At 71.7% G+C, this 19,071-nt stretch carries 17 protein-coding genes, 1 tRNA gene and 2 pseudogenes; 15 read left to right on the top strand and 5 right to left on the bottom strand.

What is annotated here, in order from left to right; translation table 11 throughout:
• Positions 1-79 precede the first annotated feature (79 nt).
• Positions 80-1,135, bottom strand: a complete 1,056-nt coding sequence (locus ACRAWB_RS07730) for an iron-siderophore ABC transporter substrate-binding protein (RefSeq protein ID WP_431352816.1) — start codon at positions 1,133-1,135, stop codon at positions 80-82.
• Between the two features lie 378 nt (positions 1,136-1,513).
• On the opposite strand from ACRAWB_RS07730, the gene hisS reads away from it, so the two are divergent.
• The 7 genes from hisS to ACRAWB_RS07695 all read left to right on the top strand — a co-directional run bounded on the left by hisS (position 1,514) and on the right by ACRAWB_RS07695 (position 8,479).
• Positions 1,514-2,806, top strand: coding sequence for a histidine--tRNA ligase (gene hisS, locus ACRAWB_RS07725; RefSeq protein WP_431352815.1), 1,293 nt, complete (start codon positions 1,514-1,516; stop codon positions 2,804-2,806).
• Positions 2,807-2,876: 70 nt separating this feature from the next.
• Positions 2,877-4,157, top strand: a complete 1,281-nt coding sequence (gene eno / locus ACRAWB_RS07720) for a phosphopyruvate hydratase (protein WP_431352814.1) — start codon at positions 2,877-2,879, stop codon at positions 4,155-4,157.
• A gap of 156 nt (positions 4,158-4,313) precedes the next feature.
• Positions 4,314-4,562 carry a hypothetical protein gene (locus ACRAWB_RS07715; RefSeq protein WP_431352813.1) on the top strand — a complete coding sequence of 83 codons (249 nt, stop codon included), beginning with the start codon at positions 4,314-4,316 and terminating at the stop codon, positions 4,560-4,562.
• Between the two features lie 99 nt (positions 4,563-4,661).
• Positions 4,662-5,201 (top strand): FtsB family cell division protein, encoded by a 540-nt coding sequence (locus tag ACRAWB_RS07710; protein ID WP_431352812.1) that lies wholly within the window; start codon positions 4,662-4,664, stop codon positions 5,199-5,201.
• 7 nt (positions 5,202-5,208) lie between these two features.
• Positions 5,209-5,724, top strand: a complete 516-nt coding sequence (locus ACRAWB_RS07705; RefSeq protein WP_431352811.1) for a DUF501 domain-containing protein — start codon at positions 5,209-5,211, stop codon at positions 5,722-5,724.
• Positions 5,725-5,731: 7 nt separating this feature from the next.
• Positions 5,732-7,027 carry a S8 family serine peptidase gene (locus ACRAWB_RS07700; protein WP_431352810.1) on the top strand — a complete coding sequence of 432 codons (1,296 nt, stop codon included), beginning with the start codon at positions 5,732-5,734 and terminating at the stop codon, positions 7,025-7,027.
• Positions 7,028-7,066: 39 nt separating this feature from the next.
• A complete protein-coding gene (locus ACRAWB_RS07695) occupies positions 7,067-8,479 on the top strand; it encodes an NAD(P)/FAD-dependent oxidoreductase (protein ID WP_431352809.1) in 1,413 nt (470 codons plus the stop codon).
• 139 nt (positions 8,480-8,618) lie between these two features.
• Here ACRAWB_RS07695 and ACRAWB_RS07690 read toward each other — a convergent pair.
• A tRNA-Leu gene (locus ACRAWB_RS07690) sits at positions 8,619-8,692 on the bottom strand.
• Between the two features lie 209 nt (positions 8,693-8,901).
• On the opposite strand from ACRAWB_RS07690, the gene ACRAWB_RS07685 reads away from it, so the two are divergent.
• Complete coding sequence (locus ACRAWB_RS07685; RefSeq protein WP_431352808.1) at positions 8,902-9,282, top strand: VOC family protein; 381 nt, start codon at positions 8,902-8,904, stop codon at positions 9,280-9,282.
• 172 nt (positions 9,283-9,454) lie between these two features.
• Positions 9,455-9,832, top strand: coding sequence for a YchJ family protein (locus ACRAWB_RS07680; RefSeq protein ID WP_431352807.1), 378 nt, complete (start codon positions 9,455-9,457; stop codon positions 9,830-9,832).
• 7 nt (positions 9,833-9,839) lie between these two features.
• On the opposite strand, the gene ACRAWB_RS07675 is transcribed toward ACRAWB_RS07680, so the two are convergent.
• The gene (locus ACRAWB_RS07675; protein ID WP_431352806.1) at positions 9,840-11,774 is read right to left on the bottom strand and encodes an Ig-like domain-containing protein; all 1,935 of its coding nucleotides are present in this window, start codon (positions 11,772-11,774) and stop codon (positions 9,840-9,842) included.
• Positions 11,775-11,789: 15 nt separating this feature from the next.
• On the opposite strand from ACRAWB_RS07675, the gene ACRAWB_RS07670 reads away from it, so the two are divergent.
• The 5 genes and pseudogenes from ACRAWB_RS07670 (at position 11,790) to ACRAWB_RS07650 (ending at position 16,807) form a co-directional block, all read left to right on the top strand.
• Positions 11,790-12,167, top strand: coding sequence for a hypothetical protein (locus ACRAWB_RS07670; protein ID WP_431352805.1), 378 nt, complete (start codon positions 11,790-11,792; stop codon positions 12,165-12,167).
• Positions 12,168-12,278: 111 nt separating this feature from the next.
• Entirely contained in the window at positions 12,279-12,950 is a 672-nt protein-coding gene (locus tag ACRAWB_RS07665; RefSeq protein WP_431352804.1) for a TetR/AcrR family transcriptional regulator, read from the top strand.
• Positions 12,947-14,203, top strand: coding sequence for an MFS transporter (locus tag ACRAWB_RS07660; protein WP_431352803.1), 1,257 nt, complete (start codon positions 12,947-12,949; stop codon positions 14,201-14,203). The genes ACRAWB_RS07665 and ACRAWB_RS07660 overlap by 4 nt, the downstream gene beginning before the upstream one ends.
• On the top strand, positions 14,203-15,498 hold the full coding sequence (locus ACRAWB_RS07655) for an amino acid deaminase/aldolase (RefSeq protein ID WP_431352802.1): 1,296 nt from the start codon (positions 14,203-14,205) through the stop codon (positions 15,496-15,498). The genes ACRAWB_RS07660 and ACRAWB_RS07655 overlap by 1 nt, the downstream gene beginning before the upstream one ends.
• Positions 15,495-16,807: pseudogene (locus ACRAWB_RS07650) on the top strand (D-arabinono-1,4-lactone oxidase). Before ACRAWB_RS07655 ends, ACRAWB_RS07650 begins: the two are co-directional and overlap by 4 nt.
• 8 nt (positions 16,808-16,815) lie before the next feature.
• On the opposite strand, the pseudogene ACRAWB_RS07645 reads toward ACRAWB_RS07650, so the two are convergent.
• Together ACRAWB_RS07645 and ACRAWB_RS07640 are read right to left on the bottom strand one after the other, a co-directional pair.
• Positions 16,816-17,702: pseudogene (locus tag ACRAWB_RS07645) on the bottom strand (M48 family metalloprotease).
• 7 nt (positions 17,703-17,709) lie between these two features.
• Entirely contained in the window at positions 17,710-18,276 is a 567-nt protein-coding gene (locus ACRAWB_RS07640) for a LemA family protein (protein WP_431352801.1), read from the bottom strand.
• 153 nt (positions 18,277-18,429) lie between these two features.
• Between ACRAWB_RS07640 and ACRAWB_RS07635 the strand changes: the two genes are divergently transcribed.
• Entirely contained in the window at positions 18,430-19,056 is a 627-nt protein-coding gene (locus tag ACRAWB_RS07635) for a TetR family transcriptional regulator (RefSeq protein ID WP_431352800.1), read from the top strand.
• Positions 19,057-19,071: the final 15 nt, after the last annotated feature.

The raw sequence follows: 19,071 nt of genomic DNA, 5'->3' as shown, positions 1-19,071 counted from the left end.
CGGACGGCGTGCTGCCCCGCCGGCGCGCCCGGCACCCTCACGCTCCGCATCGGCGGAGACGACGCTCGCGGGCATCCGCCTACTTCACCTTGTCGGCGGCCTTGGCCAGCTCCGGGACGTAGCGGTCGAGCATCCACGGGATGCTGAGCACGCTGGGCGCGCTGGTCGCTGCGACGAACGACTCGCCGACGATCGGGGCAAAGCGTCCCTCCTTGATGGTGGGCATGGCGGCGACCAGCGGGTCGGAGGTGAACGCGTCGACCGACGACTGCTTGTCGAAATACATGACGAGCAGGTCGGTGTCGATCTTGGACAGGTTCTCGTTGCTGAGCTGGTAGAAGAAGCTGCCGTCGCCCTTCGAGGCGTCCAGCGCCTCGATGCTCGGGGAGTTCTTCAGGCCCAGGTCGCCCAGAAGCTGGACGCGCGGGTCCTCGGCGCGGTAGACGTTCAGCTTGCCGGGCTCGTTGGCCGCCGCGTAGAAGAAGGTCTTGTCCTTGATCACCGGGTACTTCGCAGCGAGGTCGTCCACCTTCTTCTCGGTGCTCGTCACGAGCGCGTCGGTCTCCTTGGTGAGCCCGAGGGCCTTGCCGACGATGGCCGTCTGGTCGCGCCAGCTGGTCGCCCACGGCTTCTCCGGGTAGGCGACGACGGGCGCGATCTTGCTGAGGGTGTCGTACTCGGTCTGCGTCAGGCCGGAGTACGGGGCGAGGATGACGTCCGGCTTGGCCTGCACGAACTCCTCGAACGGGACCTCGCCGGTGTCGGCGTTCAGCAGCTGCGGGGTCTTGCCCTTCAGCTCGGCGATGCGGTCGGCGTCCCAGGGGAGCACGCCGTCCTTGTTCCCGCCGTAGCTGAAGCTCGGCATGGCGACCGGCACGATCCCGAGCGCCAGGACGATGTCCTGCGCTCCCCAGCCCCAGGTGGCGATCCGCGTCGGCTTCTTCTCGATCGTCGTGTCGCCGAGGGCGCTCTTCACCGTGACCGGGAAAGCGCCGGATTCGCTGCCGGACGTGCTTTCGGCGCCCGCGCCGCCGGCGCTGCAGCCGGTGAGGACGAGGGCGGCGGAGGCGACGACCGCGGAGGCGATCAGGGCGAGGCGCGAGCGTCGGCGGGCGGCACGGGGCACAGGGAGCATGGTTCTCCTCGGGGAAGGTGGGCTTGTTTAGGCAAGCCTAACCTAATCTCCCTCGGCGTCAACGCGCCGGTGCACTCGTGGGAGAGAGGAGGATGACCGGCAGCGCGTCCGCCCGGCGTCCGTTTTGCCATTCGGGTGAGGCGTCCTGATCAGGCGCTCTCCTGGTCTCCGGCGGACGCGTTGTCGGTCTCATGTCTGGCAGCGAGCAAGCGCCGTGGTCGGACGGATGCGACTCATGCCAGGTCCTCTGTGCGAGGACACCACCGAGCCGCGATCCGGCCGCGACCTCAGGGTGGCAACGCCGCCAGGGTAGCCCTCGGAGGACCGACGTCGCCATCCCCCGGGAGGTGTCCGCGAGCTTCGTGGAAGAATCGACGCATGGCCTCACCGATCACCCCGCCCCGCGGCATGCGCGACTTCCTCCCCGCCGAGAAAGCTCGCCGCGAGCATGCGCTCGGCGTGATCCGGCGCAGCTTCGCGGCGCACGGCTTCGACGAGATCGAGACACCGGTCGTCGAAGACGTCGAGCGGCTGCACTCGGGGCTCGGCGGCGACAACGAGAAGCTGTCGTTCAGCATTCTGAAGCGCGGCCTCGACGGCGACGACCTGACCGCCGCGATCGAGACCGGCGACGTGCTCGGCCTGTCCGACCTCGGGCTCCGCTTCGACCTCACCGTGCCGCTGGCGCGGTTCTACGCGTCTCACCGGGCCGAACTGCCGCCCGTCTTCCGCAGCATCCAGATCGCGCCGGTCTGGCGCGCGGAGCGGCCGCAGAAGGGCCGCTATCGCCAGTTCGTGCAGTGCGACATCGACATCATCGGCGAGGGCACCCAGCTCGCCGAGGTCGAGCTGATCACGGCGACGGCCGCGGCGCTCGAGGCGCTGGGGCTGGAGGACTGCACCATCCGGATCAACGACCGCCGCATCCTGAACGGCCTGCTGGAGTACTGCGGGTTCGACGAGACGCGTTGGCCGCAGGTGCTCATCTCGATCGACAAGCTCGACAAGATCGGCGCGTCCGGGGTCGTGGCGGAACTCGCCGAGGGCGGGGCCGACGCGGCCGCGGTGCTCGGCGGGATCCTGGCCGACCTCGAGCCGCACCTCGCCGACGGTGGCGTCGAGCTGACCGTCGAGGCGATCACGGGAATCCTGCCCTCGGGCATGGACACCGACGCGGTGGCTGACCTGGAGGCGCTGGCGCACGCACTCGACACGCTGCCGCCGGGCGTCTCGCTGCGCTTCGACCCGACGCTCGTGCGCGGGATGGGCTACTACACCGGCACGATCTTCGAGATCTCGCACCCGGGGTCGGGAAGCTCCGTCGGCGGCGGCGGGCGGTACGACGGGATGATCGGGCGCTTCCTCGGCACCGACGTCCCGGCGGCGGGATTCTCGATCGGCTTCGAGCGCGTCGTCGACCTCATCGAGCTGCCGGAGGACGCCGCTCAGGAGTCGGTGGTGCTCGTCTACGACCCCCTCGTGCCGCTCGACCGGCTGGTCGCGATCAAGTCCGAGCTCATCGCGCGGGGGTCGCGCGTGCGGCTCGACCGGCGGGCCAAGAACCTCAAGGCCGTGCTCGACCGGGCGGCCGCCTCCGGGTTCCGCTCGTTCGCCTTCGTGAACGCCGACACGGCCGACGCGTCGGCCCTCGAGCTCAAGCCGCTGAGCTAGGGGCGTCGGCGGGTCCGCCCGCTCACTAGACTGTCTTCGGAATCCACGAAAACCACGCAAGGAGACAGTTGTGGCTGCAATCGAAGCTGTAGGCGCTCGCGAGATCTTGGACTCGCGCGGGAACCCGACCGTCGAGGTCGAAGTCCTCCTCGAGGACGGCACGGTCAGCCGCGCCGCGGTCCCGTCCGGTGCGTCCACCGGCGCGTTCGAGGCCTACGAGCTTCGCGACGGCGACAAGGAGCGCTACCTCGGCAAGGGCGTGCTCAAGGCCGTGGACGCGGTGCTCGACGAGCTGGGACCTGCGATCGAGGGCTTCGAGGCCTCCGACCAGCGTCTCGTCGACGAGGCCATGATCGACCTGGACGGCACCGACAACAAGAAGCGCGTCGGCGCCAACGCCATCCTCGGCGTCAGCCTCGCGGTCGCGAAGGCCGCCGCCGACTCGGCCGACCTTCCGCTGTTCCGCTACATCGGCGGCCCGAACGCCCACATCCTCCCCGTGCCGATGATGAACATCATCAACGGCGGCGCGCACGCCGACACCGGCGTCGACATCCAGGAGTTCATGGTCCTGCCGCTCGGCGCCGAGACCTACTCCGAGGGCCTGCGCTGGGGCGTCGAGACCTACCACTCGCTCAAGTCGCTGCTGAAGTCGAAGGGCCTCAACACCGGCCTCGGCGACGAGGGCGGCTTCGCGCCGGAGCTCGAGCACAACCGTGCTGCGCTCGACCTGATCTCCGAGGCGATCGAGAAGGCCGGCTTCACCGTCGGCCGCGACATCGCGCTCGGCCTCGACGTCGCGTCCACCGAGTTCTTCGAGAACGGCGTCTACCGCTTCGAGGGCCAGGACCGCACCTCCGAGCAGATGAGCGCCTACTACCTGGAGCTCGCCGCCAACTACCCGCTGGTCTCCATCGAGGACCCGCTGGCCGAGGACGACTGGGACGGCTGGGCGCACCTCACCGCCGAGCTCGGCACCAAGCTGCAGCTCGTCGGCGACGACCTGTTCGTCACCAACCCGAAGCGCCTCGCCGAGGGCATCGCCAAGCACGCCGGCAACAGCATCCTGGTCAAGGTCAACCAGATCGGCACCCTGACCGAGACGCTGGACGCCGTATCGCTCGCGCAACGCAGCGGCATGACCGCTGTTCTCTCGCACCGCTCGGGCGAGACCGAGGACACCACGATCGCCGACCTCGCCGTCGCCACCAACGCCGGCCAGATCAAGACCGGCGCCCCGGCCCGCTCCGAGCGCGTCGCCAAGTACAACCAGCTGCTCCGCATCGAGGAGGAGCTGGGCGACGCCGCCGTCTACGCCGGCCGCAGCGCCTTCCCGCGCTTCACCGCGTAACGCGCCCCGAACGGCCCCGGAGCTCCCGCTCCGGGGCCGTTCCGCGTCCCTGGGACGTCGTCTATCCCGAAGTGCAGGTAGTTGCGCACGCGCACGGCGTGTCGGCCGCAGTTACCTGCACTTCGGCGGGCGGGGGACCGGCGGCAGAATGGAGGGATGGTGCGGGTCGAGACGGAGGCGCTGCCGCTGGCGCTGTTCCTCGCGCTGGCGGTGCTGTTCGCCGTGCTCGGCGTCGTCCTCCTGGTGCGTCCGGGGCGCGCCGCCGCGTTCTTCGCCGACGAGGACGCGCGCCGGCCGTTCCGGCCGCGCGACGCCCGGGCGCTCGGCGCCGTGTTCGCACTCGGGGGCGGTGTCCTCGCGGCGGTCGGAGTGGTGCGGCTCATCGCCGTCCTGAGCGGCGGCTGAGCGCATCCCGACACCCCGGCGTGCCACCGGCGCCCCCACCCGCATCGCCTACGATGAGAAGGGGCCGACCGGCTCCGCCACGACGAACCGGGAGGGCCCATGCCGAAGCCGCGCACGCGCCGCGTCCCGGTGCGCATGTCCCGCCCGACGGGCACCGGCAGCTGGCTCCGCCAGCTCCACTTCTCGGCGTTCTCGCTCGTGATGATGGGCGTGCTCGTCCTGGCCGTCATCGTCCTCGCGCCGACCGTGCAGGCGTTCCTCTCCCAGCGACAGCAGATCGCCGACCAGCAGCGCGCCGTCGACCAGCTCGCAGCCCAGGTCGACACGCTCAAGGACCAGCGCGCCCGCTGGAACGACCCCAGCTACCTCCGCGCCCAGGCACGCGACCGCCTGTACTACGTGATGCCGGGCGAGACCAGCTATCTGGTGATCGACGACCGCCCGCCGGCGGCCAAACAGGACACCACGCCGGTCAGCTCCAAGCTCCAGAAGACGCAGACCGACTGGGTCGGCTCGCTGTTCGGCTCGTTCATGGGCGCCGGGCTCACCGACGCCACCCCGCAGCAGCTCAGCGGCGACGGGGGCGCCGGCTCCACGCCCGCACCCACGCCGACCCCGAATCCCGCACCGAAGAAGTAGAACCCGCATGACCAGACCTCCCTTCGATCCCGTCACCGACGAGGACATCGCCGTCGTCTCCCAGCAGCTCGGACGCCCCGCGCGCAACGTCGTCGGCATCGCCGCCCGCTGCGTGTGCGGCCGCCCGACGGTGGTCTCCACCGCCCCGCGCCTCGACGACGGCACGCCGTTCCCGACCTTCTACTACCTGACGCACCCGGCAGCGACCGCGGCGATGTCCGCGCTCGAGGCGACCCAGGTGATGAGCGAGTACAACGACCTCCTCGCCGACGACGAGGAGGTGCGCGCCCAGTACGGCGTCGCGCACGAGCAGTACCTCGCCGACCGGGAGTCCATCGCGGTCGTCGAGGAGATCGCGGGCATCTCCGCGGGCGGGATGCCGTCCCGGGTGAAGTGCCTGCACGCGCTGGCCGCACACGCGCTCGCGGCCGGCCCGGGCGTCAACCCGATCGGCGATCTCGCGCTCGCCCGCGGCGACTGGTCGCCCGCGGTGTGCGAGTGCCGCATCGACATCGCCGGCTAGGGGAGCTGTGACGGGGGGATCGGCCACCGGGAGGGCGCGACGCCTGGTCGCGACCGCGGCAGCCGCCGCTCTCGCGGTCGCGGCGGCGGTCGTCCCGGCAACTGCCGCGCGCGCCGACCAGGTGCGCGACCTGGAGTACTGGCTGAACGACTACGGCTTCGAGCAGGCCTGGAGCACCACGCGCGGAGCCGGGGTGAAGGTGGCGGTGATCGACACCGGAGTCGACGGCTCCGTCCCGGATCTCGCGGGCGCGATCGGCGGCGGCACCGACGTCTCCGGCGTCGGCGCGCCGAACGGCCAGAAGCCGCTCGGGGACGCCGAGAGCGCCAACCACGGCACCTGGGTCGCCTCGCTGCTCGCGGGGCGGGGGACCGGGCCCGGCGACGGCGTGCTCGGCGCGGCGCCCGAGGCCACCATCCTCCCGGTCTCGGTCGCCCTCGGAAAGGCGATGGGACCGGTCGGCAGCGACACGCAGATCGCCGACGCGGTGCGCTGGGCGGTCGACAACGGCGCCTCGGTCATCAACATGTCCCTCACCCGCAACACGCTCGACTGGCCGACCAGTTGGGACGAGGCGTTCCAGTACGCGTTCGACCACGACGTCGTCATCGTGGCCGCGGCGGGCAACCGGGGGAGCGGCACCACCGAGGTCGGGGCTCCAGCGACGATCCCCGGCGTGCTGACCGTCGCCGGGGTCGACCGCGCGGGGAAGGCCAGCTTCGACGCCTCCGCCCAGGGCATCACGATCGGCGTCTCGGCCCCGAGCGAGCAGCTGGTCGGCGCGAACCCGGGCGGCGGCTACGTGCAGTGGGCGGGCACCAGCGGCGCCGCGCCGCTCGTCTCCGGCGCGGTCGCGCTCGTGCGGGCCGCGCATCCCGAGCTCAAGGCGCCGGATGTGATCGAGCGGGTCATCCGCACCGCCAGGCCTGCCGGCGGTGCCGTCCCGAGCCCCATCTACGGGTACGGACTGCTGGACGCGGCGGCCGCGGTCAGGGAGGACGTGCCGCACGTGACCGCCAACCCGATGGGGGACCTCGCCGACTGGATCCGCATCCACCGCCGCGCGCAGTCGCCCAGCGCCACCGCGCCGCCGTCGGCGGACGGAAACGCACAGGCGGTCCCCGTGCCGGCGAAGCTGACCCCCGAACCCGCGCTACCATGGACGCAGATGTTCTGGCCGCAATGGAGCGTCCTCACCGCTTTCTGGCTCCCGTTCGCCCTGATCGCCGGCTTCCTCGTCCTCGTCGCCCTCGGCGGCGTGGGTGTGTCGTCGCATTTCAGGCGGATGCGCAGCAAGGAGTAATGTAGGCCCAAACTTTTCGTGTTGAGGAGACGCATCACTGTGCCCAAAATCCTGATCGTCGGCGGCGGATACGCCGGCTTCTACACCGCGTGGAAGCTCGAGAAGCAGCTCCGCCCGGGCGAGGCCGAGGTCACCATGGTCGACCCGCTGCCCTACATGACGTACCAGCCCTTCCTCCCCGAGGTCGCGGCAGGCTCCATCGAGCCGCGTCACGCGGTGGTCGCGCACCGTCGCCACCTCAAGACGACCAACATCATCACCGCGAAGGTCACCTACGTCGACCACGCGCGCAAGGTGGCCACCATCCAGCCGCCGGTGGGCGAGGCGTACGAGTTCGAGTACGACATCGTCGTGGTCACCGCCGGCGCCGTGTCGCGCACCTTCCCGATCCCGGGCGTCGCCGACCAGGCCGTCGGCCTCAAGAACATCGAGGAGGCCGTGTACATCCGCGACCGCCTCCTGACGAACTTCGACAAGGCCGCCGGGATGCCGGCCGGCCCGGAGCGCGACCGTCTGCTCACCGTCGTGGTCGTCGGCGGCGGCTTCGCCGGCATCGAGATCTTCGCCGAGCTCCGGTCGTTCGCGAGCGCGCTGCTGAAGCGCTACCCGGAGATCGCCTTCGAGGACACGCACTTCCACCTGATCGAGGCCATGGGCCGGATCATGCCGGAGGTGTCGCTCCCGACCAGCCACTGGGTGATCAAGAACCTCGCCGAGCGCGGCGCGCAGATCCACCTCGAGACGCAGCTGCAGAGCGCGGTGGACGGCGTCATCCAGCTGTCGACCGGCGAGAGCTTCGAGTCGGACCTCATCGTCTGGACCGCCGGTGTCATGGCGAACCCGACGATCGTCCGCCACACCGACCTCCCGATCGAGGAGCGCGGCCGTCTGCGCGTCCGCGCCGACCTGCGCGTGGGCACCGACGACGAGATCATCGAGGACGCCTGGGGCGCGGGCGACGTGTCCGCCGTCCCGGACCTCACCGGTGCGGGCGTCGGCGGCTACTGCGTCCCGAACGCGCAGCACGCCGTGCGCCAGGGCAAGCTGATGGCGAAGAACATCATCGCCACCCTCCGCGGCGAGCTGCCGCGCCAGTACTACCACAAGAGCCTCGGCGCGGTCGCCGGCCTGGGCGTCGGCATCGGCGTCCTGCAGTCGGGCAAGATCGCCGTCAAGGGCTTCCTCGGCTGGGCTGCCCACCGCGGTTACCACGGTCTGGCGATGCCGACCTGGGAGCGCAAGTGGCGCGTGCTGTGGGGCTGGTGGAACAACGTGTGGCTCGGCCGCGACATCGTGTCGCTCCAGGCCGTCCAGAACCCGCGCGCCGGGTTCGAGGAGTTCGCCGCCCGCCCGAAGCCGGCCGTCGAGGCCGCCCCGGAGGAGCCGGCGAAGAAGGCTCCGGCCCGCAAGAAGGCCGCTGAGAAGCAGCCCGCCGAGGTCTCGGCCAAGTAGCCGACCGCTGACGACGCGAAGGCCCGGTCCCCGTAAGGGACCGGGCCTTCGTGCGTCGGCGCAGATTCGTGCCGAATGGTCGTTATGGCCGCGCGATAGCGACCATTCGGCACGAATCGTGCAGCGCGGGCTACTGCAGTACCCCCAGTGGGACTCGAACCCACACTCGGGCGAGTTTAAGTCGCCTGCCTCTACCGATTGGGCTATGGGGGCCGGGCCCGCGGCGCACCGGGAGGCGGCGGGATGGGCGTCTAGCGGTTGCGGTAGGGCGCCTTGATCATCTGGATGACGGCCGCGAGCGCGATGCCGCCGCCGACGATGACGACGAGCCAGATGAATCCGATGAGCAGACCTTCCATGGCCTCAACGCTACACCGTCGCGACGGTTGCCACGGAGAGCGGACAGGCCGAGGGTGGTGGGCATGATCAGGATCGGATCCATCGTCTGGGGCGTCCGCGACGTGCCGCGTGCCATCGCCTTCTGGACCGCCGCCCTCGGCTACCGGCCGCGGTACGAGCCGGATGTCGACTGGGCGCTGCTCGAACCGGCCGAGGGGAGGGGCGTGCAGCTGGCGCTGAAGCTGGTGGGGAGCGAGGCGAACCCGAGCCCGCGGCACCACCTCGACCTGTACGCCTCCGACCAGGCTGCGGAGGTCGAGCGGTTGCGGGAGCTCGGCGCGTCCGAGGTCGAGTGGGAGTACGAGGAGGGTGCCGATTACGTCGTGCTCGCCGACCCCGACGGCAACCGGTTCTGCGTCGTCGAAGCCGGCGAGCAGGCAGGCGAGCAGGCCGCGCAACAGTAGACAGACGGGTTCTGCGAAAGCGCTCAGCCCATCCCGAGTCGATTCCCGAACTGGTGCCGCACACTTATCCCGACACCCTTTCTGGTGAGGTGTCCCCGGCCCGGCCGGCGACCGAGATCCCCCGACGCGGCCGCCGGCCGGGCCTCTTCGTGCCGGCGGTTAGGCTCGGAGGGTGACCACCCGGTGCCCCTGCCTCAGCGGCGAGACCTACGACGTCTGCTGCGGCCCGATCCACGCCGGCGCTCCGGCGCCGACCGCCGAACGGCTGATGCGGTCGCGGTTCAGCGCCTTCGCGCTCGGGGACGCGGACTACCTCCTGCGCAGCTGGCATCCCTCCACTCGGCCCGTCACGCTCGAACTCGACCCCGGCCTGCGCTGGTACCGGCTGGACATCGAGAGCACCGAGCGCGGCGGACCCTTCGACGTGGATGGCGTGGTCGCGTTCACGGCGTATTACAAGGGCTCCGAGCGCGGCAGCCTGCACGAGGTATCGCGGTTCGTGCGCGAGGGCGGCGACTGGTTCTACGTGGACGCGCTGCCGCAGTCCTGACGGCGACCTACGGCGCTGTGCGGTCGAGCGCCGGCACGACGTACCGCTCCCAGAGCCAGAAGGCGACGCTCGCCGCGGCGAAGCCGACCGCCACGCCGACGATGACGATGACGCCGACGCCGTGCTCCACGAGGGACGCGACCGGCAGCAGCAGCGCGAACAGGACGGTGTACACGACCAGGCTCAGGCCGCCCCACAGCCAGCGCGACCACTTCGCGATCGCCCGCCCTGCCAGTCCGCCGACCGGCAGCAGCGCGACGGCCGCGGATCCGATGCCGGCGAGGGCGAGCACGTTGACGAACTCGGCCAGGAACGCCGTGAAGGGCGTGGTCGCCGCGGGCAGGGCGCCGACCGCGAGCCAGGCGAGAACGCCCAGCGCGGCAACCGCCGACACCTGCACGGCCGAGATCCGGCCTCGGCGCACGCGGCCCGCGTGCGGTCCCATCGCGAGGCCGAGCACGAGCGCGAACAGCAGCGCAGGGGAGAGGCCGAGCACGCGGGAGCCGAGGGCGGCGACCGCCACGACGACGAGCATCCCGGGCCGCAGGACCAGGCGCGGTGCCGGGAGGTGGAGGTGCGTCGCCAGACCGCGCCCGGCGAGCACCCAGACGGCGTTGATCACCGCGACCGCGAGCGCGATGGCGAGCAGGACGCCGGGGTAGGCGCCCGCCTCCGACACCGGAGCGGACAGCGAGACCAGGAGCACGGTGGCCGCGCCCACTGCGGCGGTCGTCCAGCCGGAGATACCAGTGGATGCCGTGGCCGACGCGGCGGCACCGGACGCGACGGCGTCGGACGCCTCACGCTCCGCGCCCCGGGCGCTGGCGCTGCCGCTGCCGAACAGCGCCGACGCATCCGACACGTCCGCGCGCGGACGGTTGCGGCCGAAGACCGAGCCCCGTGTCCCGCGCCGCCCGCGCTCGCGGCGGCCACGGGCCAGCGCGGCGGCGAGCAGCCGCGCCGGGAGCACCAGGAGGAGCAGCGCCGCGATGGCGAGGCCGGCGGACCGCATCCAGCCGGGCAGTGCGGCGGCCGAGACGACGGGCGCCGAGGCGGTCGTGAACGGCGCGTCGTACTGCCCCAGGTCGGACGGACCGGAGGAGGTCGGCGGCGTGGCGCCGGGCGCCACCGGGGCGGGCGCGGCCGGTGTCGGCGTCGGCGACGGTGAGGGGGTGCGCGACGGGGAGGGCGCGGCCGCAGGGCCGGCGACGGTCAGTGCGACGACGTTGCTGCCCCCGCTGACGTTGCCGGCGGCATCCCGCTGCAGCGCGGACACGCTGTAGGAGCCGGCGGGCAGCGCGCCCTGGCAGGCCCAGGCGCCCGCGGCGACGTCGGCGGTGCAGAGCACGACGGTGCCCTGGCCGGTGGAGGCGTACAGCGTGACGTGCGCGCCGGACTCGCCGCTGCCGGTGAAGGCGATGGGGGCGCCCGGGGTCACAGAACCGGTGGGCGCGGCGATGGCCGGAGGAGGAGGCGCGGTCCGGTCGACGTTCAGCACCACGCGCGCGCTCGACGCCGAGCGCTGCGACGAGAAGTCGGCGACCTGCGTGGCGGTGACCGTGTGGTGGCCGTCACCCAGATCCCCGCCGAGGACGCATCCCCACGCTCCGCTGGAGTCGGCCGGGAAGGTGCACGTCGCTCCGGTGTCGGCGCGGACGGTCACGCGGGCGCCCGGGTACGCCGTGCCGCGGACCGCGCCCGTGGTGGGCACCGTGCCGCCGCTCGCGATGACCGGGGGATGCAGCACCATGACGCGGTCGCTCGCGGCGCTCCCGGTCTGGGCTTCGGCGCGGACGGCCACGCTCGGGCCGTCGGGGAGCGAGGTGAGCCCGCACGACCAGTGGCCGTCGTCGCGGACGCTCGCGCGGCAGCTCTCGGCGCTGCCGGGCGTCGACCCGGCGGAGACCGCGACGGCGTCGCCGGGCGTGGCGGTGCCCGACACGGTGAGGGGAAGACGGTGATCACGCCGCTCGGCAGCGGGTTCAGGGTGACCGGCTGCGGCGTCGGCGGTGGCGACGGAGTGCTCGACGGCGGTGCGGTGTCGGCCGGGGCGGAGGGCGACGGTGCGAACGGATCGGGCGAGCTGGTGGCTGTGGCGGCGGTGCTGGTGGTTGCGGTGCTGGAGGCTGCGATGCGGGATGCTGCGGTGCTGGAGGCGGGGGCGCCGGCGGCCGAGGCGGGCGGCGCGTCCCCGATCAGGCCCATGGCGCTGAAGAGCAGGGCGACGAGGGCGGCGACGGACGCGAAAGACACCAGTCCGATCGACCCCCGTGGCCGGACTGGTGGTGACACGTCGCTCAGAAATCCCCGCATTCCACCCCATTCCAGGGGGTAGCGGCGGTCGCTGTCAAACGAATCGCCGCCATTTACGGCATACTGTGATCTGGGTCAACTGTCCCACTTCCTCCCCGTGCGATGGAGCGCGGCGGACCCCCGAGGAGACCGGATGACGCGCATCCCGGTGGCAGACCGGCGCACGGCGCTGGTGCAGGCTGCGCTCCGCGTGGTGGCGCGCGACGGGGTCGCCGCCGCGACGACCCGGCGGATCGTGGCGGAGGCCGGGATGCCGCTGGCCAGCTTCCACTACGTCTTCGCCTCGCGCGACGAGCTGATGGCCGAGCTGATCGAGGCGGCGGTCGCCGGCGAGCAGCGCGACCTCGATCCCGTGCTCGCGGGCGTGCCGGATGCGGAGGCCGCGGCCCTGCGCGACGAGCTCCGCGCGGGGCTGCAGCACTACTTCGACGGTGTCCGCGCCGACCCCGACCGCGAGAAGGCCATGCTCGAGCTGACGCAGTGGGCGCTCCGCGAGCCCGGCTTCGAACCGCTCGCCCGCCGGCAGTACGCGCGCTACCACGAGCTCGCCGCGCACGCCGCCGCCGAGGCGGCACGCCTGACCGGGAGCACCTGGGTGCGGCCGCTCGACGAGGTCGCCCGCATCCTGATCGCGTTCACCGACGGCCTCACCGTCGGCTGGCTGGTCACCCGCGACGACGCCGCCGCGGCCGCGACCATGGACGTCGCCGCCGATGCGCTCGCCGCCCTCGCGACGCCCGCATCCGTCGACGCCGAAGTCCCCGCCCTCGCCCTCGCCCGCGCCCGGAAGGCAGGTCCCCGATGACGCACACCACGACCCCGGCCGTCTTCGCCGAACCGGTCCGCAAGGTCCCGGGCCGCTGGATCGCCGCCTTCGCCGTCGCCTGGCTCGGGGTGTGGATGGCGCAGCTCGCGCCCATCCAGAAGCTCCTGCCCGACCAGGTGCAGGCGCAGCTGCACACGATTGACTGGGTGGAGAATGTGGTCGCGTTCGGCGTGATCTCGGGCATCTCGGGCGTCTGCGCGATCATCGCCTACCCGCTCACCGGCGCGCTCTCCGACCGCACCACGAGCCGCTTCGGCCGCCGCCGCCCCTGGATCGCGGCCGGCGCCCTTATCTTCGCAGTCTCCCTGGTGCTGCTGGGTCTGCAGACCTCCATCGTCGGGATGGGCGTCTTCTGGTCGCTCGCACTCACCGGGTTCTGCATCCTGACCGCCGCCCTCACTGCGACCATCAGCGACCAGGTGCCGGTGGACCAGCGCGGTTACGTCAGCGGCTGGATCAGCGCGCCGCAGGCCATCGGCATCATCCTCGGCGTCGCGCTCGTGACCTACGTCTTCGTCGGCGCGGTGGTCGGCTACGCCGCGATGGCCGTGCTCCTACTACTGCTCGTGCTGCCGTTCCTGCTCCTGCCGGACGCCGTGCTCCCACGCGAGCTGCGCGAGCCGATGACCGTGCGCGGCGTGTTCGAGGGGCTGTGGATCAGCCCGCGCGCGCATCCCGACTTCGGCTGGACGCTGCTCAGCCGCGTGCTGGTCAACTTCGGCAACGCGTTCGGGACGTCGCTGCTGCTGTACTTCCTGGAGTTCGGCCTCCGCGATCCGCATGCGGACGACGACCTGCTCATCCTCATCCTCATCTACATGGTGTTCGTGATCGTGGCGTCGCTGGTGCTCGGCCGGCTCTCCGACCGCCTCGGCCGTCGCAAGGCGTTCGTCTGGGCGTCGTCGGCGGTGCAGGGCGTCGCTGCGCTGCTGCTGGCGTTCGTGCCCGACCTGTCCGTCGCCTTCGTCGCGGCGGCGCTGCTCGGCCTCGGCTACGGCTGCTTCCTCAGCGTGGATCAGGCCCTCGCCACCCAAGTGCTGCCCGATCCGGAGACCCGCGGGAAGGACCTCGGGATCATGAACATCGCCCTCGCCGTGCCGCAGGCGGTCGCACCGCTGTTCGGTGCGATGATCGTCGCCGCGCTCGGCGGCTTCGCCGGGCTGTTCGTCCTCTCCGCCCTGTTCGCGTTCGCGGGTGCGCTCGCGGTCGCCCGAGTGAAAGCGGTGCGCTAGTGCCCGACCTCGACCTCACCACGCCTCCCGTCGCCGCCGAACGGACCTGGACGGCCCCTGACGCGTTCTGGCCGTCGCTCTCGGCGGCGACCGCGCGGCTCGACCCGCCGCTCGGCGTGCTGCACCTGCCGGCACTGCGGCACAACGCGCACGACATGCTGCGTCGCGCGGCTCGAGGAGCCACCGGTCAGCCGGCGAAGCCGATCCGGGTCGCGTCGAAGTCGGTGCGGGTGCGGTCGGTGCTGGATGCGGTGCTCGCGCTCCCGGGATACGCGGGCGTGCTCGCCTACACGCTGCCCGAGGCGCTGTGGCTGGCCGAGGGCGACGCGGAGCACCCGCCGATCGAGGACGTCGTGGTCGGCTATCCGACCGCCGACCGCGCCGCGATCCGCCGGCTCGCCGCTTCGCCCGAGCTCGCCGCGCGCGTGACGCTCATGGTCGACTCCGTCGCCCACCTGGACTTCATCGACGCGGTGGTCGCTCCCGCCGAGCGCCAGACGCTGCGGCTCTGCCTCGAGCTCGACTCCTCGTGGCTCGCCCCGGTGATCGGCCACGTCGGCGTGTTCCGTTCGCCGGTGCACTCCGTGTCCGCGGCGCGCGAGCTCGCCGAGACCATCGTGCGACGACCGGGCTTCGCCCTCGTCGGGATGATGGGCTACGAGGCGCAGATCGCGGGCCAGGGCGACAACCCGCCTGGCAAGCCGGCGTGGGGTGCCACGCTGCGCTGGATGCAGAAGAACTCGCGCGAGGAGCTGCTGTCCCGGCGGGGCGAGGCGGTCGCGGCCGTGCGCGGGGTCGCCGACCTGGAGTTCGTGAACGGCGGCGGGACGGGCTCGCTCGAGTTCACCGCGTCCGACCCGTCGGTCACCGAGATCGCGGCCGGCAGCGGTCTGTTCGGCGGTCACCTGTTCGACACGTACCGGTCGTTCAAGCCGGCGCCCGCCGCCTCCTTCGCCCTGCCCGTCGTGCGGCGTCCCAATCCGGAGACGGCCGTGCTGCTCGGCGGCGGCTGGATCGCGTCCGGCCCGCCCGGGCCCGACCGCCTCCCGAAGGTGGAGTGGCCGACCGGCCTGTCGATGGTCGCCCGCGAGATGGCGGGGGAGGTGCAGAGCCCGCTCGCGGGCGCGGCTGCCGGCGTGCTGCGCATCGGCGACCGGGTCTGGCTGCGGCACACCAAGTCCGGCGAGCTGAGCGAGCACGTCGACGGCTTCCACCTGGTCGACACCGTGGACGGGCGCGCCCGGGTCGTCGGGGAGGCGCTGAGCTACCGCGGCGACGGGAAGATGTTCCTGTGACCGCCGCCGGTGGCCTCTGGCGCAACTGGGCGCGGACCGAGGCCGTGCGCCCGCAGCGCGTCGAGCGTCCGGCGACTGCGGAGGCCGTGCAGCGCGCCGTGCAGGCCGCTGCCCGGAAGGGGATGCGCATCAAGCCGGTCGGGGCCGGGCACAGCTTCACGGGCATCGCCGTCGCGCCCGGCGTGCAGCTCGACCTCGAAGACCTCGCCGGGATCGTGGACGTCGACCTCGAGCGCGGACGCGTCACGCTCGCGGCCGGCACGCACCTCCACCAGCTGCCGCGGCTGCTCGGCCCGCACGGACTGGCGCTCGAGAACATGGGCGACATCGACCGGCAGACCATCGCCGGCGCCACCTCGACCGGCACGCATGGCACGGGCGGCTCGTTCGGCGGGCTCGCCACGCAGATCGTGGGCGTGACGCTCGTGACCGGCGAGGGCGAACTCCTGCGTATCGACGAGACCCAGAACGCCGACCTGCTCCCCGCCGCGCGGCTCGGTCTCGGTGCGCTCGGCGTGATCGTGGACGTGACCCTCCAGTGCGTCCCCGCCTACCTGCTGCAGGCGGTCGAGCGGCCGGAGCCGTTGCAGGACGCTCTCGACTCGTACCTGACGCGGTCGTCGGAGGAGGACCACTTCGAGTTCTACTGGTTCCCGCACACCGAGACGGCGCTCACCAAGACGAACACGCGGCTGCCGCTGACCGCCGAGCGCGCGCCGCTGTCGCGGGTGGGGCGCTGGGTCGACGATGAGCTGCTGGCCAACGGCGTCTACCGCGGTGTCTGCGCGGTCGGGACCGTCGCGCCCGCGATCATCCCGCCGTTCAGCCGGCTCGCCCAGCGGATGACGGGCAACCGCGACTTCACCGACCACGCGCCGAGCGTCTACGTCACCAACCGGGGCGTGCGATTTCGCGAGATGGAGTACGCGCTGCCGAGGAGGCGGTGCCGGGCGCGCTCGCCGAGGTCAAGGCGCTGATCGAGCGGCGCGGCTGGCGCATCTCGTTCCCGATCGAGGTGCGCAGCGCGGCCGCCGACGACAACTGGCTGTCGACCGCGTACCAGCGCGAGAGCGGCTACATCGCCGTGCACCGGTACTACCGCGAGAACCATCGGGAGTACTTCCACGCGGTCGAGGAGATCATGGTCGCGCAGGAGGGCCGCCCGCACTGGGGCAAGCTCCACACCCGGGATGCGGACGACTTCCGGACACTGTATCCGCGCTTCGACGACTTCGTCGCCGTGCGCGACCGGCTCGATCCTGAACGTCGCTTCGAGAACGCGTACCTGCGCCGCGTCCTCGGCGCCTGAGGCAGCGCCTAGAAGGAGCCGCCCATCCCCTCCAGGCGCTCGACGCGCTGGGGGATCGGGGGTGGGTCGAGAACAGGCGGGCCATCAGGCCGGGCTTGAGTGGGTCGTTGATCCAGAGGTGCGCCATCGACGTGTTCTGCTTGCGCATCGGGCGGCCGTAGGCCTCGAGCTTGAGCAGGGCACTGGCCAGCGCATCCGGGTGCCGGGTGGTCATCGCGCCGGTCGCGTCCGCCAGGTACTCGCGCTGCCGCGACACCGCGAGTTGCACGAGCGTCGCCACCAGCGGCGCGACGATCGCCGCGACCAGCCCGAAGACCAGGACGACGGGGTTCCCGCCGCCACCGTTGTTGTTGTTCCGGTTGCCGCCGAAGAAGGCCATCCGCAGGAAGATGTCGGCGATGAACCCGATCGCGACGGTCAGACCGAAGACGATCATCCCGAGCCGGATGTCGTAGTTGCGCACGTGCCCGAGCTCGTGCGCCATGACGCCCTCGAGCTCGGCATCCGTCATGATGTCGAGCAGTCCGGTGGTGGCGGCGACGGACGCGTGCTGCGGGTCACGGCCGGTGGCGAACGCGTTCGGCGCCGGATCGTTGACGATGTAGACGGCCGGCATCGGTGTGCCCGTGGTGATCGACAGATTCTCGACGATGTTCCACAGCCGCGGGTTGTCCGCCTTCTGGATGGGGATCGCGCCCGACATGCTCAGTGCCTGGCTGCTGGCCAGGAAGTACTGGAAGAGCGCGTAGAGGATCGCCCCGATGAGGACCACGACGAGGATCGTGTAGCTCTGGTAGATGTACGCCGCCAGCCATCCGAGCGCACCGATGATGATCAGGAACAGCAGGATGATGAAGACGGTGTTGCGCTTGTTCCTGGCGATAGCCCGATACATCTAGGCCCTAGAACTGGACGCGCGGGGGCTCGGCGATCGCTGCGAGGTTGTCGACCTCGAAGAAGTCGCGCTCGGTGAACCCCAGACGCCGGGCGAAGAGGCTGTTCGGGAACACCTTGATCTTCGTGTTGAATTCGCGCACACCGCCGTTGTAGAACCGGCGGGACGCCTGGATCTTGTCCTCGGTGTCGACCAGGTCGGCCTGGAGGCGCAGGAAGTTCTGGCTCGCCTGCAGCTGCGGGTACGCCTCGGCCACCGCGAAGATGCTCTTCAGTGCCGTCTGCATGTGGTTCTCGGCGGCGGACGCCTCACCCGGCGTCTGCGCGGACAGCGTCTCGGCGCGCGCCTTGGTGACCGACTCGAACACGCCGCGTTCGTGTGCCGCGTAGCCCTTCACCGTCTCGATGAGGTTCGGGATGAGGTCGGCACGCCGCTTGAGCTGCACCGTGATGTCGCTCCACGCCTCGTCGACGCGCACCTTCAGCGTCACCAGCGAGTTGTAGGTGGCCCACAGGTAGATCCCGATGATCGCCACGATCACGACGACGATGATGACCGGAATGAGCCATTCCATGTGGGTGCAACTCCTTGTGTGCCAGGCGCCGGGTCGAGTGGATGCGCGGTTCACATCCTAGCTTCGGGGGAGCCCGCGCCCACCGCGTTCCCATCACACTCGAAGCAACCGCCTCAGAGACGGACAGCGGGCCCACGGGTGCACAATGGCGGGGTGAGCGAACTCGCCGAACGACGCCGTCCCGGCCGCCCGCGCAAGGCGCGCGGAGAGGCGTCGACGCGCTCGGCGATCCTCAAAGCGGCGGCCGACGAGTTCGCCGAGCGCGGGTACGAGGCGGCCTCGCTGCGCGCGGTCGCCCGGCGCGCGGGCGTCGACTCCGCGCTCGTCCACCACTACTTCGACGGCAAGCCCGACCTGTTCACCGCGTCCCTCGAGGCGCCGCTTCGGCCCGACCGGGTGCTGGAGGTCGTGCTGTCCGGGCCGCGCGACCGGGTGGGGGAGGCGCTGGTGCGTTACCTGCTGGAGCGGCTGGACGACGAGAAGGCCGCCCGGCGGATGGTCGTCATCCTGCGCACCGTGCTCGGCGGCGGTCCGGGCACCCGGATGGTGCGCGAGTTCCTGTCCCGCGAGGTGCTGTCGAAGATCGCCGCGCTGAACGACGCCCCGGACGCCGAACTGCGGGCCGAGCTCGCCGCCTCCCAGCTGGTCGGCCTGATGATGGTCCGCTACGGCCTGCGGATCGAGCCGATCGCGAGCGCTCCGGCGGAGGAGCTGGTGCGGCGGGTCGGACCGGTCGTGCAGGCGCATCTGCTCGGGGAGACGGCGGCCTCCGGCTCTTGACGGGGCCGCGCGCCA

It is taken from the genome of Leifsonia poae (assembly GCF_050632865.1).
In the GTDB taxonomy this organism is placed as follows: Bacteria; Actinomycetota; Actinomycetes; order Actinomycetales; family Microbacteriaceae; genus Leifsonia; species Leifsonia poae_B.
This window is presented reverse-complemented; position numbering and strand designations above follow the sequence as displayed.